The sequence below is a fragment of the Lapillicoccus sp. genome (assembly GCF_036559105.1).
GTDB lineage: Bacteria > Actinomycetota > Actinomycetes > Actinomycetales > Dermatophilaceae > Lapillicoccus.
In genome coordinates, this window is sequence record NZ_DATBTV010000078.1 from 1 (window position 1) to 24,045 (window position 24,045).

Sequence of the window (24,045 nt, forward strand, 5' to 3'; positions counted from 1 at the left end):
CGTGGCGGCCAACGCGGCGGTCTACCGGCTCGTGTCCGGCGCGTCGCCGGCGCTGCTGGAGCCACCGGTCAACGTCATCCGACTCACGCTGCACCCGGACGGGCTCGCGCCTCGGATCGTCAACCTCTCCGAGTGGCGCGCCCACCTGCTCGACCGGCTCGGTCGGGAGTATGCGTCGTCGGCCGACGAGGAGCTCGCCACGCTGCGGGAGGAGGTCGCCGCCTACCCCGTCGGGGCCGGCGAACCGGCCGAAGCCAGGGCAGGGTTGGTCGTCCCGCTGCGCCTTCGCGCGGGTGACGACGTGCTCTCCCTCGTCAGCATGACGACGGTTTTCGGTACACCGCACGAGGTCACCGTGTCGGAGATCGCGATCGAGACGTTCTACCCGGCGGACGCGGCGACCGCGCGCGTACTGCGGTCGTTCGGCTGACGCGCTGAGGCGCTCAGGCCTCGGACTCGAGGTGGGCGAATACCACCACGTTGTCGAGGTAGTGCTTGACCTTGTCGAACGGGCCGCCACACGTCACCAGCCGGATCTCCGAGCGGGTGAAGTCGCCCCGGTAGACCTCCTCGGTGGGGAACTGGTCCTTCGGGTACGTCGCGACCTGGTCGACGCGGAACGTCGTGGTCGACCCGTCGGCGCGACCGACCTTGACCACGTCACCGACCTTGACCGCGCCGAGCCGGTAGAAGATGCCGGGCCCCTGCTTGCTGTCGACGTGGGCCGCCAGCACCGCCGGGCCGAGCTGGCCCGGAGTCGGACCGCCGGTATAGAAGCCGACCTCGTCGGCCGACCCCGGGACGGTGATGCTCCCGTCGGCGGCGATGCCCAGGTCGACGAAGCTGGTCGACGCCACGCCGATCGAGGGGATCTCGATGCGGTTCGGGGTGGACGCCGGCAGGAACGGACCGATCCGGTTGGTGGCAGGGGGATCTGGGGTTGTCGGCGCCGAGAGTGTCGGCGCCGAGGTTGTCGGTGCCGAGGGTGTCGGCCCGGGCGCCGTGGTCGGCGCGACCGTGGCGGGCGCGCTGGTCGTAGTGCTCGGGGGCGCAGCGGCCGACGGCTGGGGCGGGCCGTCCTGACCTCGTAGTCCGAGGACCAGAGCGAGCACCCCGACCACGGCGAGCACGGCGGTGGCCGCCGCGGCGAGAACGCCGCGACGGCCACCCTGAGGACGCATCAAGACCGTCAGGCCTCGACGCGACGGCGGCGCGCTGCCACGACGCCAGTCCCTGCGGCCCCGAGGAGCGCCGTGGCGCCGACGGCGATCAGTGCGGCGTTGCTGCCACCGGCGGCTCCACCGTCACCGGTGGCCATGCCACCGGTCGGCGCGGCGCGCAGGGCGCCGCACAGGGCCGGGTCCGTGGCCTCGGTCGGGAGCGACGGGTCGAGGTCGCTCTTGGTGTCGCCGCTGTACTTGCCGTCGTGGTTGTGGTCCACACCGTGGATCACGACGACCGACTGCCCGTCCGTGATCGCCTTGGCGACCTCGGGCGCGACCTGGATGCTGCCGCGCTCGTACGAGATCTTGCCGCCCTGAGCGGTGTCGAACCGGTCGACGGCCAGGCCGGACGCGGCGCTGGTGTCGCCGGTCTTGGTCAGCGACACGACGATGGCGCCGTACGCCGGGCCGCCCTCGGTCGTGTTGAGGTGGCCGTCCTTGTTGGTGTCGTCGCCGATCACCGGGCACTCGTGCCGGGCCTCGGCAGCGAAGTGGATGTGCGCGGCGTGCGGGTTGTCCGGCAGCAGACCCATGGCGGCCATGGTGACGGTGATGGTGTCGCCGGTGACGCTGACCATGGCGGTTCCGCTCCCGCTGACCTCGCTGCCGGGGACCGGCTGGAGGTTGGCGTTGACCGAACCATCGGCGATGGCGGGGCCGGCGGCGAGCGTGAGCATGGCGGCGCCGAAGGTCGCGGCGGCGATTTTCCTGGTTGTGCGCATGGCTGAATGAGCCTTTCGTGAGAGGCGGTATGACCGTCCGGGTGACTGTTACGCGCCCGTCGGCTCGAGCGCCGATGTCGTCTCCACAGGGGGCTTCGGGGCGATGATGGGAGCCGGATTGGGTTTTCCGGGGTGTTCCCTGATCTCTCGCGACGGACGACCGACCTAACGTGGAGGGATGACCGTCACCTTTGCCGTCGTCGCCACCCCCGGACCGACCCAGCAGTCCTGGGTCGAGCAGGTACGAATGCTCGAGGACCTCGGGTATGCCTCCGTGCTGGTTCCCGACACCCTGTGGACGGTGTCGCCGTTCCCGGCGCTCGCCGCCGCAGCGGTGGCGGCGCCGCGGATCCGGTTGCGCACCTGGGTCCTCGCGGCACCGATGCGCAGTCCGGCGGCCGTGGTTCGCGAGGCCAAGGCGCTGCAGCAGCTGAGTGACGGACGGTTCGAGCTGGGCATCGGCACCGGCCGCCCCGGCGCCGCCGACGAGGCGGCGCGGCTGGGTATGACGTGGGGAAGTGCCTCCGAGCGGGTCGCCCAGCTCGAGGCGGTGGTGACCGCCGTGCGCGAGGAGGTCGAGCCGCGACCGCCCGTGGTCATGGCCGCGAGCGGGGCGAAGTCGCTTTCCGTGGCCGGCCGCGTCGCCGACCGGGTCGCGGTGGCCCTCGGCGCCGAAGCGAGCCTGGCCGACCTCGAGGCCGGGGTGTCCCGGGTCCGCGAGTCCGCGCCCGACGTGTCGCTGAGCCTCCAGGCCTTCGGCGTCGGAGATCGCGTCCCCGAGTACCTCGCGCGGCAGGGCTTCTCCGGCAGCGCCCTTCGGGAGGCGGGCTCGGTCGTCATGCTGCCGGGCGACCCGGCCGCGATCGCCGACCAGGCCCGTGAGCACGCCGAGCGGTTCGGCGTCGACGAGGTCGTCGTCCCGTCCGACTTCGTTCGCGAGGTCGCGCCGGCGATCGCCCTGGTCTGACGACGGGTGTCAGGTTTCGAGGGGTTCAGCGCATCTCGGCGGGCTGGGCGGTCGACTCCAGGACCGACAGCCACAGGTCGCCGTCGGGCGCGACCTGGTTCCGGTAGGACACCGCCTGGGCGATCGGTACGTGGATGAAGCGGTTGTGTCGTCGACCGACGACCAGCTTGGTGCGCCCGGCCATCCCGGCGTGGACCGCTGCCTGGGCGAGCCGTACGCAGTAAACCGAGTCGTGGGCGCTGGCCGGTACGGAACGGATCGTGTAGCCGGGATCGATGTACTTGAGGGTCAGCCCGGTCCCGGCCGCTGCGAAGTGGTCCGTGATCGCCCGCCTGAGGTGGCGCCCGATGTCCCCCAGGGCCGGGTTGCCGCTCGGGTCGGAACCCTCCGCGTACAGGAAGTCCTGTCCGGCGCCCTCCGCAACGACGACGACGGCGCACCCGTTCTCGATCACCGCCCGATGCAGGCACGCGAGGAACCCGCCTGGTCCCTCGAGGGCGAACGGCACCTCCGGGACGAGCACGAAGTCGGCGTGGTGCACGGACAGCGAGGCGTAGCAAGCGATGAAGCCGCTGTGCCGGCCCATGACCCGCACCAGGCCGACGCCGTTCATCGCGGACTGGGCCTCGACCCGTGCGGCCTGGATCGCCTGCGCCGCGGTCGTGTACGCGGTCTGGAAGCCGAAGCTCTGACCGATGAACGGGATGTCGTTGTCGATGGTCTTCGGGATACCGACGACGGCGACGTCAAGACCGCGCGACAGCAGGACGTCGGCGAGGCCGGCCGCGCCGCGCATCGACCCGTCGCCGCCGATGACGAACAGGATGTCGATGCCGAGGTCGACGAGGCAGTCGGCCATCACCTCGGGATCCTGGGCGCCCCGCGAGCTGCCGAGGATGGTGCCGCCCTGCTCGTTGATCGTCGCGACCGTGTCGGGGGTGAGCGCGACGGGCGCCGGCGCCAGACCGGGGACGAGACCGGCGAAGCCGTGCCGGAACCCGACGACGTCGTCGACCGCGTAGTGCGCGTGGAGCTCGAGGACGAGGCCGCGGATGACGTCGTTGAGGCCGGGGCAGAGGCCGCCGCAGGTGACGATGCCGACGCGCGTGGCACCGGGCTCGAAGAAGATCCGGCGGCGGGGGCCGCCCGGCTCGAACGTCGGGAGCTCGTCGAGGGGGAGCTGCCGCGCCCGCAGCAGCTCCACCGTGTCGTCGAAGAGCACCCGGTCGTCCTCGTCGACGTAGTGCTCGTTGGTGCGGCGTCCCGCGACGTACTTCCCCAGCGGAGAGTCGAACCGGCACTCGCCGAGGCGTGGCACCTGGAGCTCCGAGAGCGTGGTCACCCTGACAGCGTCCTCCCGGCGTGTGTCCTCCGTGTTGCGCGCGTGAAACGAGGGGGACGCGACCGCAGGTCGCGCCGAGGTCGGCCCGAGGTCGGCCCGAGGTCGGCCCGCTAGGGTGCACGACGTGGTGGCCATCCAGGAGCACGCCCAGGACCAGCAGCCCGCGGACGCGTTTGTCTCGTTCGGTGTCACCGGGGACCTGGCCAAGAAGATGACCTTCGTCGCCCTGTACCGGCTCGAGCGGGCCGGCCGACTGGACGTGCCGGTCTTCGGCGTGGCGGTCAACGACTGGACCGACGATCAGCTGCGGGACCATGTGTGCGAGTCGGTGCACACCGCGCTGGGTGCGGACGACACCGTCGACGACGCCGTCCTGGAGCGACTGGTCGCTCGGATGCGTTACGTGGGAGGCGACTTCGCCGACCCGGCGACCTACACCAAGCTCGCCGAGGCACTGGGCGAAGCCAAGGTCCCGGTCTTCTATCTCGAGATCCCGCCCTCACTGTTCGAGATGGCGGTCAAGGGCCTCGCCGGCGCGAACCTCATCGGCCAGGCCCGGGTCGTGGTCGAGAAGCCGTTCGGTCACGACCTCCCGTCCGCCCAGGCGTTGAGTGCCTCGCTTCGCGCGATGCTGCGCGAGTCGCAGCTGTACCGGATCGACCACTTCCTCGGGAAGATGTCGGTGCAGCAGATCCTGCGGCTGCGGTTCGCCAACACCGTGCTCGAACCGGTGTGGAACCGCCGCTACGTCCAGTCGGTCCAGATCACCATGGCCGAGAACTTCGATGTCTCGGACCGCGGCGGCTTCTACGACAAGGTCGGGGCACTGCGCGACGTGGTGCAGAACCACCTGATGCAGGTCCTCGCCATGGTCGCCATGGAGCCACCGGCCCTCGGCGGTCTCGACGCGCTCTCCGACCGCAAGCGGGACGTCTTCGCGGCCATGCCGGCGGCCGACCCCGCTGGCTACGTCCGCGGCCAGTACGAGGGGTACCAGTCGGTCGACGGGGTTGCCGCCGGGTCGACGACCGAGACGTATGCGGCGTTGCGGCTCTGGATCGACAACTGGCGGTGGTCGGGTGTCCCCTTCCTCATCCGCGCCGGGAAGTCCCTGCCCGTGCGGACCACCGAGGTGCGCATCGTGTTCCAGGCGCCGCCGCCCCTGGGTTTCGACGACGACGACGGGGTGCAGGAGCCCAACCAGCTCGTCCTGCGCGTCGACCCGGCTGCCGGTGCTCGGCTCGTCCTGCAGGCGCAGAGCCAGGCCTCCACCTCGGTCCGCGCTGTCGACCTCGACGTCGACCTCGGCGGACCGAACGTGCCCACGCCCTACGAGGAGCTGCTGCACGCCGCGATCGTCGGCGACGCAACGCTGTTCACCCGCGAGGACGTCGTCGAGGAGACCTGGCGCGTGCTCACCCCGCTCCTCGACCTGCCCTCGGCTCCCGAGCCGTATGCGCAGGGCAGCTGGGGTCCGACGGACGCGGATCGCCTGGCGGAGGGCGTCGGCGGCTGGCGTGAGCCCTGGGCATAGGCCCCCGTCGAGACTGGATCCGGACTCACCCGCCGCGCTAGACCGGGTCAGGTCGGACGCCGGGCCTGACGGCTCTGAGCCACATCGGCGAGGGATGCGGCGACGGAGTGATCAGGCGCGGCTCACGGCTCCCGCCCAGACCCAGGTCTCGTGCTGGTGCGGCGGGACGCCGAACCGGACCTGGACAGCGCGGGGAGTCCAGGCGACCGCATGGCCGACGACGAGCTCCTCGACGCCGTCCTCCCAGAGGATCCAGGCGGTGACGCGCACCGGGTCGCCCGCGGAGGTGGTGCTGGAGTGGGTCAGCTGCTCCGAGGTCAGGGACCGAGGCTGTCGTGGTGCGCGTCTCGGTACGTCGGTCACCTCGGTGAGGATATCGAACACCAGTTCGATGTTGGACCGGTTGTCAGCGCCGGGTGAGGAAGGAGACGGCCTCGGCCAGTGCCGCGTCGGTGATGTCCGGGTCGTGGCGCGGGCCGATGTCGCGCATGAAGGCGTGCTCGCCACCGGCGTAGATGTGCAGCTCCAAGTGTTCCGCGCCGACCGCGTACAGGGTCGACAGGATCTGGAGCCGCGCGTCAGCCGGGACGTGCGGGTCGTTCGAGCCGAAGACGACCATCATCCGGCCGGCGACGTCTGCGGCCCGCGACAGGGTCCCGCTGTCGGCGTCCCCGCCGAGCTTCCCGTCGTGCAGGCCGGTGGGGTAGAAGCAGACCGTCGCGGCCACCCGCTCGTCGAACGCCGCCCGGAACGCGAGGTGCCCGCCGATGCAGAACCCGACGCAGGAGACCTCGGTGATGTCCGGTCGACCGGCAAGGTGGGCCAGCACCGCGACGCGGTCGGAGTCGAACTGCGCTGTCGAGGTCGCCGCGGCCCCGGCCAGCCCGGACGCCTTGCCGGCGTCGTCGAACTCGAGGGCCCTCCCGGCCAGGTCGCGCGGGTAGATCTCCGGGGCGCAGACGGCGAACCCCTGCGACGCCAGCCGTCGAGCGGTGCGGAGCGTGGACTCGGTGAGCTGGAAGATGTCGCTGTAGAACAGCACGCCCGGCCACGGGCCATCGCCGACCGGGCGGATGAGGATCGAACGGATCTCACAGTCCGGCGCGGCGATCCGCACCTCGTCCTCCCGCAGCTTCATGGGCGATGACCCTAGACCGCCCGGCCCTGCCACAGTCGCTCGAGGAGCGGCTCGTCCCGGAGGCGCTCGACCACGGCCTCCGTGGGCCAGGGCGTACCCCCCGGGGACGGCAGCCCACGGGCAGCGCGGTTGACGTCCCGCGTGGCCGAGACCTGCAGTCCGTCCGTCGCTGTCGGCGCCTGACCGGACAGCGTCCTCAGGGTCGTCCCGCTCAGCAGCACCGGATCAGCCGTTACGCGGTAGCGAGCCCGGTCGAGGATCCGGGACGGAGGTTGTCCGCCGTGGATCCGCGCGTCGTTGACCACCGAGAGGACCGCCGCGGCCGCCTCGCCGTCATCGATCCACACGTGCGCGTCCGAGCCGGCCAGGAGACTTTCGATGCTGGCCAGCAGGACGGCGGCGCCGGCGCCCGACGACCGCAGCCGGACGACGATGTCCGGAACCGTCCAGACGAGGTTCTCGCCGCGGAGGTCGCGGTCCGGAATGCGGGAGGCGAGCGCGAGGGTCTCGGCGTTCTTCATCGACACGAGGTCGGCTCCGCGACCGGCGAGGTCGGGGCCGTCGTGCCAGACGACCGCGTCGCGAAGCCACCGGGTGTCGGCACCCGCGACGAGCGCTCGATGGCCCAGCTCCCAGTCCTCGCCGCCGTACGACCGGAACGACTCGTCGAAGCCGCCGAGTCGCGCGAACAGCTCCGCGTGCAGGGTCATGGCCGCGCCGATGACGAGCTGGTATCCGCGGGGGTCCGGTGCGGTGAGGTCGGCGGTCCGCGCATACCCGTCGAGGAGCCAACCGGGCTCCGGCAGCTCGGCCGGCCCCGGGCCGCCGTGCGAGAGCCAGTCCAGCACCATGGCGGCCGACCACCCTCCCAGCTCGGCGTGCCGCCGGTGGCCGAGGACCAACGCCCACGGCGAGTCCGCCGCCCGGACCATCTCGGCCAGGTAGCCGGGCGTGGGGATGCAGTCCTGGTCGAGGAAGGCGAGGACGGGAGCCGAGGCCGCCGCGGCGCCGAGGTTGCGGGCCGCGGACAACCGGAAGCCGGCGTCCTCCTGACGGACCACGACGACGCGGAAGTCGTGCCGGCCCAGGGTCGGACCGACCCTCGATCCGTCGTCGGCGACGACGACCTCGAACGCGCCGGCCGGCAGCTCCTGGGAGTCCAGGCCGGCGAGCAGCCGGTCCAGCTGGTCCTGACGTTGGTAGTACGGCACGACGACGCTGACGAGGAGGCCCGTCGTCACGACAGGCCCCGCAGGATGACGGCGTGCATCGTCGCGGCCTTCGCCCAGGTCGGTCCCACCCGGGTGGCGGGGTCCAGACGAGTCGAGCCGGGGTCGTCCACAGCGGCGGTGATGGCGTCGTGGAGGGAGTCGGCCAGCACGAGCGCGCCCGGCAGCCGGTCGGCGACCTCGACGCTGTATCCGCCGCGGCGCACGATCGGACGCCGTCCGGCGGCGATCCAGCTGTTCACCGAACCCGAGGCGGAGATGTGCCGGTGGGGGGCGACCGGGACTCCGGCTCCGGCCAGTGCCGTAGCGAGCTCGTCGTCCCCGAGGTACCCGGTGACCCGGAAACGGACCCCGGCCCGGCCCGCGCGGTCCTGCAGCTGGCCCACGAGGTCCTCGTGGCCCTCCGCGGCGGCGCCGTAGTTCACCACCGACACGACGTGACCGTCCGCGGCCATCGTTGCCGCGGCGTCGATGACGTCCTCCACCCCCTTGCCGGGGTAGAGATAGCCCAGCACCGCGATCTCCGCCGACTCGCCGTCCGGAGCGGGACCGCGATAGCCGCCCCTCTCGAGCGGTAGGGGCACCACCGTGGTCTTCCGCCTGACCGCGGCGACGCTCTCGGGGTCGTCCACGCACGCAACGAGCAGGGCCTTCTCGAACTCGCTCGCGACGACGATCTGCGTTGCTACCGAAGCAAACTCGGCGTATGCGCCGCGCCGCCGTCGGAACCACTCCTCCCCCTCGGAGACCTGGGGGACATCGTGCAGCGAGAGCGCGAGCGTGCTTCCGGCGGCGACAGCGCGGATCGTGGCGGCCGCGTCCTCGGGGCTGGCCCCGAAGAGCCGGTCCGTGACGTGGAGGAAGGCGGTCGACCCCCGCGGAACCGCATCGCGAAGTCCCGGCGGCTCCCGGCCGCTGACCTCCGATGACACCCGGACCAGGGCTTGCGAGAGGAACGGCTCGGACTCGCCCAACCGCAACGCGTGCCGCACGACGCCGTGACGGGCGGGACCGGCCACCACGTAGCGCACCGTCATGCGCCCGTCGTCCCGAGCAGGCACCATCGCTCGGCGCTACGGGTCGCCACGGCGGCGAGTACCTCGGGATGCTGCCGGTACCAGTCGAGCTGGGCCTCGACCACCTCGGCGTCCGGCACCTCCCGGCCGCCCACGACCCAGCTCTCCTCGGACACGTCGCGACCGTTGCTCCGCTCGATACCCAGCGCTGCGAGAACCTTGCCCTCGCACGGGGTCTGAACACTCTCGAGCAGCTCGTCTCCGGGGTCGGTGGCGGTGACCGGCCAGCCCAGCCGGTCCTGGAGCGCGCGCGCCAAGGAGACGAGGACCGGGTTACCGGGATGGTTGACCGTGTTCGTCGCGCGCGCACCGGCGTCGACGACGAGCTGGCTCACCGGAACCGCGCCCGCCCGAGCCTCGCGGTCGCGAAGCTCCGCGAGGGACGAGCGGGCGACCGCCCGGAAGCCCTCCGGGCCTGCCGTCGGCACCGGCTCGCCGAGAGCGAGCATCACGGTGCGCACGTCGTGGTAGGGCACGACCGGAGGGTCGCCCTCCTCCGGGTGGGTGAACACGACCTGCCAGGGAAGCAGACCGGCGTACCAGACAACGGGCCAACGCACGACGCGGGCCTCGGGCGCCGCCTCCTGCACCTCCGACGCGCCGAGCGGCAGGTCGTGGTAGCCGTCGGTGACCGGCTGGGTAAGCACCACGGCCGCGCGCCCCAACAACCGCTGCAGCAAGGGGATCTCGTCTGGCGTGAGCTCGTGGACGGCGGGCACGCGCACACTGACGCACGGCGCGTCCTCGGCCTCCTGGAGCAGCAGACGTATCGCCTCGGCCTGGCAGTTGCCGTGCACCACCAGCAGGGGCTTCTCGTCGGGAATCGGTTTCAGACCGTAGAACTCGCCGTAGTGCATCGCGCGCGGCAGGTCGGCGAGCGCGACCGGCGGCAGGTCGGGGTTCGTCGGCCTCACTGCGTCACCGTACGGCGCAACCCCCCTCCTCGCATCACGTGCGAAACGGCCGAGAGTGGGTATGACCCCCCCGTGACAGCCACAACCCCCGGGCGAGACAGGTGAGAAGCACCCACCGCGCGCAGTTCCCCAGCATCGCTTCGCTCCGGCCCCTGACACCCACGCGGCTAAGCAGCCACCCGCTGCGGATTGCCGTGGTCGGAACGTCGAGGTACCCCATTCGACAACCCTTTGCGGGGGGACTCGAGGCGCTCGTCTGGATCCTCGTCTCCCGGCTCGCAGCGCGAGGGCACGAGGTGACGCTCTTCGCCGGCGAGGGGTCTGACGGCCTCGACGAGGAGTTCGCGAAGTACGCCTTCCCGTCACAGGGCTGGGCACCCAGTAGCACCGCGGCCCGTGACGAGTCCATGCCTGCCCGGTCGTTCATGAGCGACCACCACGCCTACCTCCGGCTGCTCATGGCCTTTACCGGGCCCCTGGCGGACCGGTTCGACGTCATCCACAACCACTCGCTGCACCACCTGCCCGTGGCGATGGCGCCGTTGCTGCCCATCCCGATGCTGACCACCCTGCATACGCCACCGACCCCGTGGCTCGAGTCGGCCGTCCAGGCCACTCCCACGAGTACGCGCGCGCCGGCTCCGTTCGCTGCGGTGAGCGCCTACATCGCGCGCGAGTGGCGGGTGCTCCGGTCCCACTCCGCACCGTCGGTGGTGCCTAACGGTGTCGACGTCTCGGCGTGGCCAGCGGGTCCGGGTGGCGACGTGCTCACGTGGTCGGGGCGCATCGTGCCCGAGAAGGCGCCGCACCTGGCGATCCAGGCGGCCCGGCGGGCCGGGATGCGGCTGGTCGTGGCCGGGCCGATGAGTGACCTCCCGTACTTCGAGCAGGCCGTCCGGCCGCACCTGGGACGCGACGTGGAGTACGCCGGTCACCTCCTCGTGCCCGAGCTCTCCGACCTCGTGGGGTCGTCCGCGGCGGTTCTCGTCACGCCGCTGTGGGACGAGCCCTACGGCTTGGTCGTGGCCGAGGCTCTCGCCAGCGGCACGCCCGTCGTGGCCTTTGAACGGGGCGGTATCCCTGAGGTCATTGCGGATCCGTCGGTCGGCCGCCTTGTCCCGCCCGGAGACGTTCAGGCGATGGCCGACGCGGTCTCGGCCGTTGTGGACCTGGAGCGCGTCGCCGTCCGGGAGTACGCCGAGCGCTACCTGTCCGTCGACCAGATGGTCACGGCGTACGAGCGGGCGTACCGGCGGCTGGCGTCAGGGTCCATCGCAGAGGCCGACCGGACAGCGTGATCAGTCCCTCGGCCGCGAACGCGTCGAGCCAACCACCCATGGGGAACTCGCCCCATCGGTCGTGGAACAGGTTGCTGTTGCGCACGATGTCGACCAGGTGACGTCGGGGCGGGTCCTCGACATCGTGGTACTGGTGGTACGCGGTCGCGCCACCCAGCCAGTAGAGACGTCCACCGTTGCGCCCCAGGCGCATGGCGAAGTCGGTGTCCTCACCGCCGTAGCCCACGTAGGTCTCGTCGAACCCGCCGAGCTCCTCCCAGTGGGCGCTGCTGAGCGCGAACGACAGCGACCAGAACAACCGTAGGTCCTGCTCCGGGACCATGCCCGGCTCCGGTGCTACCGGTCGCGCTGGATGTGGTACCGATCGGCGGAGGTCGCCGGGCTCGTAGGCGTCACGGCCAGGCGGCAGCGGGGGAAGGTAGTGGACCGCACCGCTGAGAACGGTGGGTGGCGTCGACGCGGCGGGCGTGCTCGTCATCGACCGGCACGCCTGCTCGTAGCACTCGACGAGTCGCTCCGACGGAAGGCAGTCGACGTCGAGGAAGACGAGCACGTCGGCCCCCAGAGCAATCGCGCGCGCCGCGGCGGCGTTGCGAGCGGCCGCGAGCGGGAGGTGTCCGTGGCGCCGGGGCAGGTGGACGACCTCGACCGTGGTGGCCGGTCGCGTCGAGGACGCCTGATGGCGAACGACGCTCTCGAGGAGCTCGTCGTCCATCGCCGCCCCCACCCAGATCTCCGGGAGGCGTATGCCCAGGGCCAGCGCGGCGAGCTGGGCCCGCAGGTGGTCGTGCCGACCATGGGCCAATGTCACCACGGCGACCACCGGGCGCGTCACGACGCGACCTCCGTCACCGTCCGGTCGAGGGCCTGGGCGAACCGCGTCGCGCCGTGACCGTCGTTCCACCGCGACCAGCTCTCGGGTGGTGACGGGATCGCGTTCTCCAGCAGTCCCTCCCACTCATCCGGCCGCGGCCAGGTCGTGAGTCCCGTTGCCAGGCCGAGTGACTGGAGCGCCACCACCAGATGATGCTGCTCGTCGTGGGGCCGAGCCTCGGGGACGATGACGGCGCGGCGCCGGGCGGCGGCGACCTCGGCGAGGACGTTCTGACCGGCATGACAGACGACGACGTCGGCGCCCTGGATCTGCGCGAGGACCCGCTCAGGGTCGGTCTCGTCGCAGACCGACCAGGCCCAGGTGGGCGTGGCCGCAGCGGCGCAGGCGATGTCCTCGGCGGCGACGGTGGTTCCCCCCCGACCCCACAGGACGGTCACGCGACGATCACCCGGTGGGGGCGAGACGGCGGACGAGTCGAAGCGGGAGAACGCGCCGAGGTGGACGGTCTTCGCGTTCCACTGGGTGCGCCACCCCACGACCGGCTGCACGTCATCGGGCCACGCGGCAAAGAGGCTGGTCGCTGCGTCGTACCCGGTCTGGTGCGGACGGTCCCGACGGTCACCGGCCATGACCACGGCAGCGACGGGAACGCCGAGAGCCCGCACGAGCAGGGTGATCTCGACCGAGACGTCGGAGACCAGCATGACGGGTCGCGCCCGGCCGACCCAGGCGGCCACGGCGGCCATTCGGTCCCCATAACCCCTGTGTCCCAACGGTGCCCAGTGCAGCACGCCACCGGCCTCGTGGTCGTCGCCTCCCGACCCGTCGTCCGGCGGGAGGGCCACCCACCGCTCCGCCGGCCAGTCGGGTGGGCGCGGCGCCGAGCTGAGGATGACGACCGGTGTGCGCATCCGGCGGCCGACGAGCCGCGCCCTGGCGACGTGTCCCGCGCCCACGTGGTGGGCGTACCACCCGATGACCGGGCTCATGCCGACGCAACGGGTACGCGGGTGCCGGCGGTGAAGACCGCGTGGTAGATCTGGTCGTGCGCTGCTGAGACCGCTTGTCGCTGTGTCTCCCGTTCGACGCGACTGGCCGGAGTGACCGGTCGGGCCGCATACGCCTCCGCCACCGCCCTGACGACGTCGTCGCGGACGGGCCCCTCGCCCTGGCGCCATCCAAAGGTGTGGCAATGCTGTTGCTCGGTCCAGTGCCCGGTGCGGGGAGCCAGCACGGCGGTGCCGAGGTCGTAGCAGGCCTCGACCCACCCGGAGTGGGTGCCGAAGGCATACGGGATGACCGACAGGTCGATCGAGCGGAGGTACGCCCAGAGCTCGGTATCGGTGTGCGGCGCATGGAGATTCAGCTCCAGCAGCCCTCGGTCGGACCACGTCTCGAGCTGGCGCAGCAGGGCGCGGTCGTGGCGGGGGTGGGAGGCGTCGAGCACCTCGCGGTGCAGGTGGACCAGCAGCCGGCCGTCCGGCATCGCCGCGACCGCTTCGCCGAGGATGTCGAGCAGGTCCTCGACCACGACGTTCGCCCGGAGGCTCTTGAGGTGGACGCCGACGACGAACTCATCGCGGCCGCGTTCGTGGCCGAGGTCCAGCTCGTCCAGCGGGGCGACGTGCGGATGCGGCAGCACGCTCGCGTCCCGACCCCAGCGGGCGGCGATCCGCAGCGCAGCACCCTTGGTCAGGGTGACGACCGCCGCCGCCCGAGGGACCAGGACGTCGAGCCGGGCGAGATGCTCGCGTTGGTCGACGAAGTGCGGGTTGACCAGGTCGTGCACGGTGAGGACGAGCGGGATGTCCGCGGCGTCGAGGGAGTCGCACCACCGCTCCAGCTCCGTCGGCTCACTGCCGTCGAACCCGAAGTGGAGGTGTACGACGTCCACCTCGTCGCCGTGCTCCCGGACCCACTCGCTCTCCAGCGCCGGGGGCGGCCACCACTGTCCGGCGGGAGCGTCGGGCACGACCGGGTCCGCCAGGTGGACGACGGCGGACCCGTCTCCTGGCTCCGGGCGCAGCTGCAGCGGATACGGGTGGGCGGCGGGGATGGGCAGGACCCGAAGCGCGCGTACGGCATCGACGGCGTCGCGGCCCGGTTCGGAGGGCATGGCTCGCCGCATCACCCGCTCCTCCTGACACCAGTTTCGTCGTCCCGACCGGCGACCGCTTCCCCGCGCGTCGACCCGCGGGTGTCGTACCCGGATCGGACGTGGGCAAACGAGCGGTCAGCGAACGCGCCCAAACGGGGGCAATGGTTGACAAAACGCCTAGACGTCGAAAGGCTCGCCGTAGTTCGGGGACGTGGTCATCCCAGGCCCCGGACATCGCCGATCACGGCGCTCGCTGGGCTTGCTGAAGGTGCCCAGCGCCGCGTCGATGACCGCTTGGGGCATCGGACTCACCGCATACGGCTTGGTCCTCCATGCACCTTGACCTGTCAGCGTCGACATGGCCATGAAAAGAGGACTCGATGACCCGTCCCCTGCGGCTGATCGCGGCTGCCCCCATCGTTCTGGTGGCGGCCGCTCTCATGTGGCACGCGGTGCCCACCAGCCAAGCGGCAGCCAACGACTGGACCGAGGTGTGGAGCGACCAGTTCAACGGACCGGCCGGCCAGCGCCTGGACCCGGCGAACTGGACCCCACAGATCGGTACGAGCTATCCCGGTGGCGCCCCGAACTGGGGCACCGGACAGGTGGAGACCGACACCGACAACCCGGCCAACGCCTCGACCGACGGCGCTGGACATGCCGCCATCCGGGCGATCCGAGAGCCCGACGGGCACTGGACGTCGGCGCGACTGGAGACCGTCCGTACCGACTTCCGTCCGCCGACGGGCGGGGTGCTGAAGTTCGAGGCGTCGGCCAAGCAGCCGGACGTCAGCGGCGCGGAGGCCGGCGGCATCTGGCCCGCGCTGTGGATGCTCGGCGCTCCGGCCCGCGGGGTCGGCGCTACCAACTGGCCGTCGATCGGCGAGGCCGACCTCCTCGAGACCGCCAACGGACACGACTCCAACTGGGGCACGTTCCACTGCGGCACCTGGGGCGGCGTCTGCAACGAGCCGGACGGCCGCAGCAGCGGGGAGCGGACGGCCGCGAGCCTGGGCCTGTCGAGCTTCAAGACCTCGTTCCACACGTATGCCATCGAGTGGGACGAGAGCACCTCGCCTCAGGAGATGCGCTGGTACATCGACGGGGTCAAGTACCACACGGTGAAGGCCACGGACATGCCCGCGGACGTCTGGACCAACGCGACGAACCATGGCTACTTCCTCGTCATGGACATTGCGATGGGCGGTGGCCTGGCCGACAAGACCGGCGGCGGTCCGACTGCGGCGACCCAGAGTGGGGTGCCGCTGCTGGTCGACTACTTCTCGGTCTCCTCGAAGCCCGGGAGCGGTACGCCGACGCCGACGCCCACGTCGACCAGCCCGACCGGAACCGGAACGGCCACCGTCCCGCCGGGTCCGACGCCGACCGTCACCGTGACGGCGACGGTGACCTCGACCGTGACGGTCACCGCTACCGACTGCCCGCCCGTCACGGCGCCGCCGACCACGGCGACAACGACGACGTCGCCGCCCGGAGACCCAGGCACTCCGACGAACCTACGGCTGGCTTCAAGTACCGCCTCCACCCTTACCCTGGCCTGGGACGGGGCGGCCGGCGCGAGCTACGACGTGCTGCGCTCCGGGGTCCGGATCGCGTCGGTCACCGGCACCACGTTCACCGACATCGGACTGCTGCCCAACACGCCGTACGTCTACTCGATCCGGGGGACCACCACCACGCCCCAGCAGACGTTCACGATTGCCCGCTGACGGGCCGATGAGTCTGCCCGCGCATACCGGTCTACCTCCCGACCGAGAACACCAGCTCATCGGGAGGTAGGCATGGGCCTGATCACCATCGAGATGTTCGCAACCCTCGACCTCGTCGGCCAGGCGCCCGGCGGCCCCGACGAGGACCCGAAGGGGTTCCCGTTCGGAGGCTGGCAGGCGCCGCTCATGGACGACGAAGCCGGCGCGCAGATCGGGGCGGCGTACGAGGGCACCGACGCGCTCCTGCTCGGGCGGCGGACGTACGACATCTTCGCGGGCTTCTGGCCGTACCAGGAGGGTGGGGAGGACGACGAGATCGCCACGCTCTTCAACCGCATACCGAAGTACGTGGCCTCGCGCGGCACACCGGCCCTCTCGTGGGCCGGGTCGTCGCAGCTCGGCCCGGATCTGCCGAGTGCCGTACGCGAGATCCGTGACCGGCACGAGGACATCAAGGTCGTCGGCAGCCTGGACCTGGTGCAGACCCTGCTGCGCGAGAAGCTCTTCGACCGTCTGGACCTCTGGATGCACCCGATCGTGCTCGGCGTCGGCAAGAAGGTGTTCGAGAAGGGGGTGGTGCCCACCAACCTCGCCCTCCTCGCACCGCCGGTCGCCAGTCCGAAGGGCTCCGTGTACCTGCGCTACGGGATCGCCGACGGCACGCCCCAGACCGGCGACATGAGCGCACCCGACCGAGGTGCGCGGTGACTTCGCCCACCTCGATCACCGTCACGCCCGTCCACGTCGCCGACCTGCTCGCCGAGGGTGAGCTGATGCCGGTCTGCGTGCACGTCATCGACCATCCCGACGGGCGCGTCCTGGTCGACACCGGTCTGACGGAGCTGCACCCTGCGGTGGCCGACATGGATCCCCGCCTCCGTCCCGTGAGCGATTGGGACCTCGATCTCGACGGCATCGACATGGTCGTCAACACCCACCTGCATTTCGACCACTGCGGCGGCAACCACCTGTTCGCCGGTAAACCGACCTATGTTCAACGTCGGGAGCTCGAGGACGCCCGCAGCCTCGAGGACTACACCATTCGCGAGTGGGTCGAGGCGCCCGGCGTGCAGTACGTGCCGGTCGACGGCGAGGTCGAGCTGCTGCCCGGGGTCCGGCTCGTCCCGACGCCGGGGCACACGAACGGCTCGCAGGTCGTCGTCGTCGAGACGGGCGAGCGTCCGACCGTCATCGCCGGCGACACCGCGGTGTGGTTCGGCGAGATGGACGAGCCGAAGACCGAGGGCCAGCGGCTGGTGCGCGCCATGGAGCCCGAGATGGTGTGGCTCTCGCACACCCACGAGCCCTGGCGACCGCCAACCCTCTGAGGCTCGCCGCTGCGATGCGGTGATGTTCTCGTAGGTGCCGGTGTACGACACCAACTGCAGGTCGCCGTTGTCGTGGAAGGTGTCGGCAGAAGGGACCGTGCGACACATACCGAGCATGCGATGGTGTCGGTGAGGTCGCTTCCGTCCGTCCGCCATCCCGTGAAACGCCGCCTCGCTGTCGATGTTGGTGAACCCAGGACCAGCCGCCGGGAGCCGCGAGTCACCCCCAGCGACTTCTCACGAGACCAGTCGTGCGCCGCCTCCGAAGAGATGGTGACCTCGAAGGGACACGCCCCTCGGGCGTCGAAACGTCAACGGCAGGTCGGCCAAGCACCCTAGGTCCGCTCCCACACCTCCCTCTTCCGGCCAGCTGACGGTCGGGGGCAGATGTCCTCGCCGACCCTGCTGGCCCACGGCAACGCATCGGTGACCATCACGGGCGGCCCGCGGCCCTACCGCTGGGCCACAGCGGTGGTGGGTGCCGCTCCGGTCCCCGGCTCAGCCGGCGCGGGTCCTCGCCCGGATGAGCTCGGCGACGGACCACGCCTGGAACGGGCAACCCGTCGCGGCGTGTGGCGCGTCTCCGTCAGCCGTCTCCGAGACCGAGCCGAGCCCGAACTCGGAGAGGTGCAGCTCCAGTCCGTCGAGAAGGTGAGTCGTGTCCTCGTGTGCGGCGAGGGTCGCGTCCACGTAGGGGCCGATGAGCCACGGCCAGACCGTGCCCTGGTGGTAGGCCTGGTCACGGTCGGCAGGACCGCCGCGGTGGTGACCTCGGTACGCGGGATCCTGCGGAGACAGCGACCGCAGGCCGACGGAGGTCGCCAGGTCGTCACGGCAGGCGGCGACGATCGCGGCGACCGCCTGCACGTCCTTCACCGGGCCGTGGGGGAGGGAGGCCGCCAACAGCTGGTTCGGTCGGCAGTCGGTATGCGCGTGGCCGGCGTCGTCCACCACATCTGGCAGCCCACTGCCGCTGACGGGAAACACCCTCGTGAACGACGAGATGGCCATGTCCCGTAACGCGGCCCACTCCTCGGCGGGACGCCGGACCCTCTCCAGCAGGTCGACGGCGACACCGAGGCCGTTGATCCAGAGCGCCTCCACCTCGACCGGTTGGCCGGCCCGCGGGGTGACCGGCCAGCCGTCGATGCGTGCGTCCATCCACGTCAGTGCCCACCCGCTCGCCCCACCTCGCAGCAGACCGGTTGTCGGGTCCACCTGGATGCCGAACCGGGTGCCGGCACGATGTGCGGACAGGATGGCGACTACGGTGTCGGCCAGCTCGGCCGCAAGGTCGACGTCTCGCGTCTGCGCGACGTGCCGACCCAGAGCGTGCAGGAACCAGAGCGTCGCGTCGATGGTGTTGTACTCCAGCGTCCCGACGTCGGCGGTGTTGGCCAGCATGCCCTCGGAGACGGTGCCGGCAGCTCGGACCAGCACCGAGCGCCCCTCCTCGGCCCGACCAGTGCAGAGGAACAGCCCCTCGTACGAGGTGAACAGGTCGCGCGACCACTCACCGAACCACGGGTACCCGGCCACCGCGGTCGGGCCAGTTGGGGTCCGGACAATGAACTGGTCCGCCGCCGCCGCCAGTATCCCACCCAGGTCGTCGCTGGTGGCACCGGACTGGGCCGCCAATGCGTCGGCCCGCGTCCGGGCGGCGGCAACGACCGCCGGCGCGTCAGGGCATACCAGGCCAAGGTCGGTGGTGGCCGTCACGCCGAGGAGCTCGCCGACGGACAGGTTGGCGGTGAACGTACCTGCGGCCCAGACGTCCTCCATCGGGCCCAACCCTCTGGCCGCCTCCTCTCGATGCGCCACCCCGCGGAACCAGGACCCGCCGGGCCGGTAGTTCGGGCCATCGACGCGGTAGGCGGACTCGAAGACGAAGCCGGAGGCCGTCGGCTCCACGCCGGGGTCGGCCCCGGCGAACCGGTCTCCGTGCTGGTCACGCCACGTGCACAGCGGGGTCACCTCCAGCCGAGCCTGCCCGGTGAGGATGCGATGGACCACCGCTACGGCGTTGGCGCCGTGCATCATCGCCACCTCGACCTCCAGAAGGACCGAGCCCAGGTCGAACCGCCACCGCGGCACCCCCTGGTCGAGGTCGAAGGAGGCGCAGTGTTCGTACCCGCGGGGGTCGACCGCACCGCCTGACCACTCGTGGGTCGACAGCCGGAACCGCCGGTCGCCGACCACGACGACGGTGTCGAGCCCGGCGAGGCCGACCATCCGGGAGGCACCCGCCGGCGCTGTCGCCGCGACCAGCAGCCCGTGGTATCGGCGCGTGGCCAGGCCCGCGACCGTGCCGGAGGCGTAGCCGCCGAGGCCGTCGGTCACCAGCCACTCGCGGCTGGCGGCCTCCTCGAGGGAGCCGCATACGCCGCGACCGAAGGCGATCCGACCTGCGGGCGTCACAGCTCCCACGGCCGCCCGGCGAACGGGTCCGGGCGGCAGATCAGGTCGGCGACCAACCCGGTCCAGCCCGTCTGGTGGCTGGCGCCGAGCCCGGCGCCGTTGTCACCGTGGAAGTACTCGCTGAACGCGATGTTGTCGCGCCATCTCGGGTCGTCCTGCAGCTTCGCGACCCAGCCGTTGCACGGTCGGCGGCCGTCGGTTCCCCTGCGGAACAACGAGATCAACCGCTCTCGAAGGTCGTCAGCACAGAGGGCCAGCGACTGCGTATGGCCGCTCCCGGTGGGGTACTCGATCTCCGCCGTCGCCCCCAGCGATCGGGCGTACCGCTGCAGGTTGCGCAGCACCAGGTAGTTGACGGGCATCCAGACCGGCCCGCGCCAGTTGGAGTTGCCCCCGAACATGCCGGTACGCGACTCGGCCGGCTCGTAGCCGACGGAGACGTGCATACCGGCGAGGTCGACCCACAGGGGGTTCGCCTCATAGGACTTCGACAAGGCCCGGAGCCCGTGCGGTGAGAGGAACTCGCTCTCGTCGAAGACTCGCGCCAGGACGCGGCGGACCTCTCGCGGCGGGATGACCCCGATCGCGACGGCGTCCAGGTCGGGAACCGGCACGACGCGGCCATGATCTTCCTCTGGGGCCCCGGGAGCGTCCTGCCCGAGGAAACCTGCGAACCGCTTCTGGAGTGTCTCCAGCGTTTTCAGCAGCTCCGGTCCGAGGACCACCATCCCCATCAGGGGCAGCACCCCCACGATGGATCGGACCTTGATCGGGACCGTGGTGCCGTCGCTGGCGTGGAAGACGTCGTAGAAGAACCCGTCCTCCTGGTCCCACAGTCCCTGGGAGTGCATGGCATCGACGATCAGCACGAAGTGCTCGATGAACTTGACCTCGATGTCGGTCCACCGGTCGTCCTCCTCGGCCAGGATCCTGGCCATCTCCAGGAGGGTCAGCGAGTAGAACGCCATCCAGCTCGTGCCGTCCGCCTGCTCGAGCCGTCCCCCGGCGGGGAGGTGGGACCGGTCGATGGCGCTGATGTTGTCCAGGCCGAGGAAACCGCCGGAGAAGAGGTGGTCGCCCTCCGGGTCCATCCGGTTGACCCACCACGTGAAGTTCATCAGCAGCTTGGGCAACAGGCGGCCGAGGAAGTCATTGTCACGGCGGCCGTCGATGTCCCACACGTGCAGCGCCGCCCAGGCGTGTACGGGCGGGTTGGCGTCGCTGAACGCCCACTCGTATGCCGGCAGCGCACCGTTGGGGTGCTGGAACCACTCGCGGCAGAGCACCAGGAGCTGGTACTTGGCAAACGCCGGGTCGACGTGGGCCAGGGCGACAGTGTGAAAAGCCATGTCCCAGGCGGCGAACCAGGGGTACTCCCACGGATCCGGCATCGACAGGATGTCGCGGGCGTCCACGTTGAGCCACCCCGCGTTGCGGCCGCCTCGTCGCTGCGGTGGTGGCGCCGGCTGAGCCGGATCGCCGTCCAGCCAGCGCTTCACGTCGTACCGGTAGAACTGCTTCCCCCAGATCATTCCCGCGAAGGCCTGACGGGCGACGAGCCGGGCGTCGTCGTCCACGTCGCCGGGGATCACCTCGCCGTAGAACTCGTCCGCCTCACCGCGGCGCGTCGCGAGCACCTCGTCGAACTCGGTGCCGAAGGCCGGCGACGACGACGGCGAGCGCAGGCGGACCCGCACCACCTGCGTCTCACCCGGCGCCACCGTGAGGCGGTACCACCCCGCCGCCTTCGTTCCTTCGCGAGCCGGGTTCACCGTCGGCGCACCGGTGACGACATGGTCGTTGATGCCGTCCTTCGGGTATGCCGGGGAGGCGTCCGAGCCGTACAGGCGGGCGAGATTGGTGTCGTTCTCGCAGAACAGCACCTCGGGCAGCGCGCCATCCGGGCCGGCGTCGAGCTCCCAGGACAGCTCGCCGAACATCGGGTGGCTCACCGCGACCCGGTCCGCCGCCGCTCCCCGAAGCGAGGGCCGTTCGGCGCCGACATCCCACGACCAGGTGTTCCGAAACCACAGCTGGGGCAACACGTGCAACGTCGCCGGCTCGGGGCCGGCGTTGGTGATGCTGACCTCCATGAGCACGTCGTTCGGGTCGGCCTTGGCGTAGGCGACGTCGACCACCCAGTACCGGTCGTCGTCGAACACGCCGGTGTCCATCAGCTCGTACTCCGGCTGGGTCTGGTCACGACGGCCGTTCTCGGCCACCAGGTCCGCATACGGGAACTCGGCCTGCGGGTAGTGGTAGCGCCACCGCATCCAGGCGTGGCTGGGGAGGGCGTCCAGGAACCACCAGTATTCCTTGACGTCCTCGCCGTGGTTGCCTTGCGGCCCCGTCAGACCGAACATCCGTTCCTTCAGGATCGGGTCGCGGCCGTTCCACAGCGCCAGCGCCATGCACAGACGCTGGCCGACGTCGCTGACGCCGGCCATGCCGTCCTCGCCCCAACGGTAGGCGCGAGATCGCGCATGGTCGTGAGGGAAGTAGTCCCAGGCCGTCCCGTCGGCGCTGTAGTCCTCGCGCACCGTGCCCCATGCTCGTTCCGAGAGGTAGGGGCCCCAGTCGTACCACGGCGTCGCGTCGTGCAGGCCGTCCTCAGGGTGTCCGAACGACTCCACCCGTGTGCGCTCTGCCCCAGGCATACGAACTCCGCTCTAGTTCTGGGCCGGTCGGGCCGTCGGCGCGACACTGGCCGGTGGGGGTTCCGGATGGCGAGGCAAGCCGAGCGCCGCGATCAGCCCCGCCACTCCGATGACGGCGAGCACGGCGAGGGCGAGGGCGTAGGAACGTTCCGGTGTCGCGGTGAGCCCTGCGACCAGGATGGTGCCGGCGATCGCTGTGCCCAGTGATGAGCCGAGGTTGGACACGCTGCGGGACACCCCGGAGATCTCGCCCTGTTGCTGGTCGGGGAAGCTGGACTGCACGACGTTCACGGACGGGGTGAGCATCGTCCCGAGGCCGACGCCGATGAGCAGGAGTCCAGGCACGAACGACCACGGGGTCGCGCTTCCGGAGGCCATCACCAGCAGCAGAGCGACGCCCACGATGGTCAACACGAAGCCCACGAGGATGAGGTTTCGCTGCGACGTACGCCGCGCGAGACGTGCGGCCGCCAGTGAGGAAACCATGAGGCCGAGGGTGGTGGCGGAGAAGATGACCCCCGTCTCGATGGCGTCGAAGCCGCGGACGACCTGCAGGTACGCGGAGACCACGAACGACACACCGCTGAGCAACAGCCATTGCGCGTTCTGGGTGACCATCCCCAGGTTCGAGGTGCGGTTCCGGAACAGACTCAGGGACACGAGCGGTTCTCGACCGGCCCGCTCCTTGCGCCGGGTCGCGAAGACGAACCACGTCAGGACCAGTGCACCGAGAACCACGAGACCGAGAGCCAGCCAGAGACTGTTGTCGGTGGCCAGGATGCCCAGGACCAGGAGCACCAACCCGACCGCGGAGAGGACGGCGCCACCGGTATCGAAGGCTCGGGTCGGGTCGGGTGCGACGGGGTCCTTGATGCGCAGGCTCAGCAGGACGATGACGACGATGACGAGGGCCTGGAACCCGAACGCGGCCCGCCAGCTGATCGCGGAGGTGATGAGACCGCCGAGGAGGGGTCCTGCCGCTGCGCCGATGCCGCCGAGGGCGCTGATGATTCCGAAGGCCTTCGCCCGGGACGTCATCTCCTTGAACAGCAGTGTGGTCAGGATGTAGACCGGGGGGATCAGGAGGGCCGTTCCCACTCCCTCGAAGATGGAGTTGCCCAGGATGAGGATCCCGAGGCCGGGGGAGACCGCGCTGAGCAACGCTCCGATGCCGTAGATGATGAGGCCGGCCAAAAAGCAGCGCTTCCGGCCGTAGCGGTCGGTGAGCTTCCCACCGGGAATCATCAGGGCCGCCATCACCAGCAGGAACAACGTGATCGCGACCTGCACCCCCTGGACGCTGGTGTTCAGGTCGGTGCTGATGTCGTTGATCATCACGTTCATGTTGGAGCCGGCAAAGCTGCAGATGAACTGTGCCAACGCCAGCGGTACGAGGACCCCTCGCAGTCCTCGGGCCGAATCCGCCCTCACCGGTGTCTCCATGCGTGCCGCCTGTCCGATGTCGTCGGATCGCTTTGTACAGATGCTGCTCTCTCTCCAGAACGACCGTGGCCGACCGTCCAGTTGCCGAGACGC

20 protein-coding genes and 1 pseudogene are annotated in these 24,045 nt (G+C 70.8%); 7 read left to right on the forward strand and 14 right to left on the reverse strand.

The window, feature by feature from the left end:
• Positions 1-430 (forward strand): annotated as a pseudogene (locus VIG79_RS10140) (transcriptional regulator); the annotation flags it as partial.
• Between the two features lie 13 nt (positions 431-443).
• Here the strand turns inward: VIG79_RS10140 and VIG79_RS10145 are convergent.
• Both VIG79_RS10145 and VIG79_RS10150 read right to left on the reverse strand, forming a co-directional pair.
• On the reverse strand, positions 444-1,181 hold the full coding sequence (locus VIG79_RS10145; protein WP_331885175.1) for a class F sortase: 738 nt from the start codon (positions 1,179-1,181) through the stop codon (positions 444-446).
• Between the two features lie 8 nt (positions 1,182-1,189).
• On the reverse strand, positions 1,190-1,945 hold the full coding sequence (locus VIG79_RS10150) for a hypothetical protein (RefSeq protein ID WP_331885177.1): 756 nt from the start codon (positions 1,943-1,945) through the stop codon (positions 1,190-1,192).
• Positions 1,946-2,123: 178 nt separating this feature from the next.
• Here VIG79_RS10150 and VIG79_RS10155 point away from each other — a divergent pair, with 178 nt between their 5' ends.
• Complete coding sequence (locus tag VIG79_RS10155) at positions 2,124-2,912, forward strand: LLM class flavin-dependent oxidoreductase (protein ID WP_331885179.1); 789 nt, start codon at positions 2,124-2,126, stop codon at positions 2,910-2,912.
• A 25-nt stretch (positions 2,913-2,937) separates the two neighbouring features.
• On the opposite strand, the gene VIG79_RS10160 is transcribed toward VIG79_RS10155, so the two are convergent.
• Complete coding sequence (locus VIG79_RS10160; RefSeq protein ID WP_331885181.1) at positions 2,938-4,254, reverse strand: ATP-dependent 6-phosphofructokinase; 1,317 nt, start codon at positions 4,252-4,254, stop codon at positions 2,938-2,940.
• A gap of 124 nt (positions 4,255-4,378) precedes the next feature.
• Between VIG79_RS10160 and zwf the strand changes: the two genes are divergently transcribed.
• Positions 4,379-5,788 carry a glucose-6-phosphate dehydrogenase gene (gene zwf / locus VIG79_RS10165; RefSeq protein WP_331885183.1) on the forward strand — a complete coding sequence of 470 codons (1,410 nt, stop codon included), beginning with the start codon at positions 4,379-4,381 and terminating at the stop codon, positions 5,786-5,788.
• Between the two features lie 111 nt (positions 5,789-5,899).
• Here the strand turns inward: zwf and VIG79_RS10170 are convergent, their stop codons facing one another.
• Genes VIG79_RS10170 through VIG79_RS10190 form a run of 5 tightly spaced genes read right to left on the reverse strand, consistent with a single transcriptional unit; the run spans position 5,900 to position 10,145 of the window.
• Complete coding sequence (locus VIG79_RS10170) at positions 5,900-6,172, reverse strand: hypothetical protein (RefSeq protein ID WP_331885185.1); 273 nt, start codon at positions 6,170-6,172, stop codon at positions 5,900-5,902.
• 22 nt (positions 6,173-6,194) lie between these two features.
• Positions 6,195-6,926: a dienelactone hydrolase family protein gene (locus VIG79_RS10175; protein ID WP_331885187.1), complete on the reverse strand. Its 732-nt coding sequence runs from the start codon at positions 6,924-6,926 to the stop codon at positions 6,195-6,197.
• 11 nt (positions 6,927-6,937) lie between these two features.
• The gene (locus VIG79_RS10180; protein ID WP_331885189.1) at positions 6,938-8,167 is read right to left on the reverse strand and encodes a glycosyltransferase; all 1,230 of its coding nucleotides are present in this window, start codon (positions 8,165-8,167) and stop codon (positions 6,938-6,940) included.
• Complete coding sequence (locus VIG79_RS10185; RefSeq protein ID WP_331885191.1) at positions 8,164-9,192, reverse strand: glycosyltransferase; 1,029 nt, start codon at positions 9,190-9,192, stop codon at positions 8,164-8,166. Before VIG79_RS10185 ends, VIG79_RS10180 begins: the two co-directional genes overlap by 4 nt.
• Positions 9,189-10,145 (reverse strand): WcbI family polysaccharide biosynthesis putative acetyltransferase, encoded by a 957-nt coding sequence (locus VIG79_RS10190; protein ID WP_331885193.1) that lies wholly within the window; start codon positions 10,143-10,145, stop codon positions 9,189-9,191. Before VIG79_RS10190 ends, VIG79_RS10185 begins: the two co-directional genes overlap by 4 nt.
• Positions 10,146-10,339: 194 nt before the next feature.
• Here VIG79_RS10190 and VIG79_RS10195 point away from each other — a divergent pair, with 194 nt between their 5' ends.
• Entirely contained in the window at positions 10,340-11,443 is a 1,104-nt protein-coding gene (locus VIG79_RS10195) for a glycosyltransferase family 4 protein (RefSeq protein ID WP_331885195.1), read from the forward strand.
• On the opposite strand, the gene VIG79_RS10200 is transcribed toward VIG79_RS10195, so the two are convergent.
• Genes VIG79_RS10200 through VIG79_RS10210 form a run of 3 tightly spaced genes read right to left on the reverse strand, consistent with a single transcriptional unit; the run spans position 11,373 to position 14,394 of the window.
• The gene (locus VIG79_RS10200; RefSeq protein ID WP_331885197.1) at positions 11,373-12,278 is read right to left on the reverse strand and encodes a glycosyltransferase family 2 protein; all 906 of its coding nucleotides are present in this window, start codon (positions 12,276-12,278) and stop codon (positions 11,373-11,375) included. The two genes, VIG79_RS10195 and VIG79_RS10200, sit on opposite strands and share 71 nt — an antisense overlap.
• Positions 12,275-13,267 (reverse strand): glycosyltransferase, encoded by a 993-nt coding sequence (locus tag VIG79_RS10205; protein WP_331885199.1) that lies wholly within the window; start codon positions 13,265-13,267, stop codon positions 12,275-12,277. Before VIG79_RS10205 ends, VIG79_RS10200 begins: the two co-directional genes overlap by 4 nt.
• A complete protein-coding gene (locus VIG79_RS10210; protein WP_331885201.1) occupies positions 13,264-14,394 on the reverse strand; it encodes a glycosyltransferase family 1 protein in 1,131 nt (376 codons plus the stop codon). Before VIG79_RS10210 ends, VIG79_RS10205 begins: the two co-directional genes overlap by 4 nt.
• 362 nt (positions 14,395-14,756) lie before the next feature.
• Between VIG79_RS10210 and VIG79_RS10215 the strand changes: the two genes are divergently transcribed.
• From VIG79_RS10215 to VIG79_RS10225, 3 genes are all read left to right on the forward strand, one after another.
• Entirely contained in the window at positions 14,757-16,106 is a 1,350-nt protein-coding gene (locus tag VIG79_RS10215) for a family 16 glycosylhydrolase (protein ID WP_331885203.1), read from the forward strand.
• Positions 16,107-16,178: 72 nt separating this feature from the next.
• Entirely contained in the window at positions 16,179-16,814 is a 636-nt protein-coding gene (locus tag VIG79_RS10220) for a dihydrofolate reductase family protein (protein ID WP_331885205.1), read from the forward strand.
• Positions 16,811-17,434, forward strand: a complete 624-nt coding sequence (locus VIG79_RS10225; RefSeq protein WP_331885207.1) for an MBL fold metallo-hydrolase — start codon at positions 16,811-16,813, stop codon at positions 17,432-17,434. Before VIG79_RS10220 ends, VIG79_RS10225 begins: the two co-directional genes overlap by 4 nt.
• A gap of 498 nt (positions 17,435-17,932) precedes the next feature.
• On the opposite strand, the gene VIG79_RS10230 is transcribed toward VIG79_RS10225, so the two are convergent.
• Genes VIG79_RS10230 through VIG79_RS10240 form a run of 3 tightly spaced genes read right to left on the reverse strand, consistent with a single transcriptional unit; the run spans position 17,933 to position 23,940 of the window.
• Positions 17,933-19,852, reverse strand: a complete 1,920-nt coding sequence (locus VIG79_RS10230; RefSeq protein ID WP_331885209.1) for an amylo-alpha-1,6-glucosidase — start codon at positions 19,850-19,852, stop codon at positions 17,933-17,935.
• Positions 19,849-22,485 carry an MGH1-like glycoside hydrolase domain-containing protein gene (locus VIG79_RS10235; RefSeq protein WP_331885211.1) on the reverse strand — a complete coding sequence of 879 codons (2,637 nt, stop codon included), beginning with the start codon at positions 22,483-22,485 and terminating at the stop codon, positions 19,849-19,851. The genes VIG79_RS10230 and VIG79_RS10235 overlap by 4 nt, the downstream gene beginning before the upstream one ends.
• A gap of 36 nt (positions 22,486-22,521) precedes the next feature.
• Complete coding sequence (locus tag VIG79_RS10240) at positions 22,522-23,940, reverse strand: MFS transporter (protein WP_331885213.1); 1,419 nt, start codon at positions 23,938-23,940, stop codon at positions 22,522-22,524.
• Between the last annotated feature and the right edge of the window lie 105 nt (positions 23,941-24,045).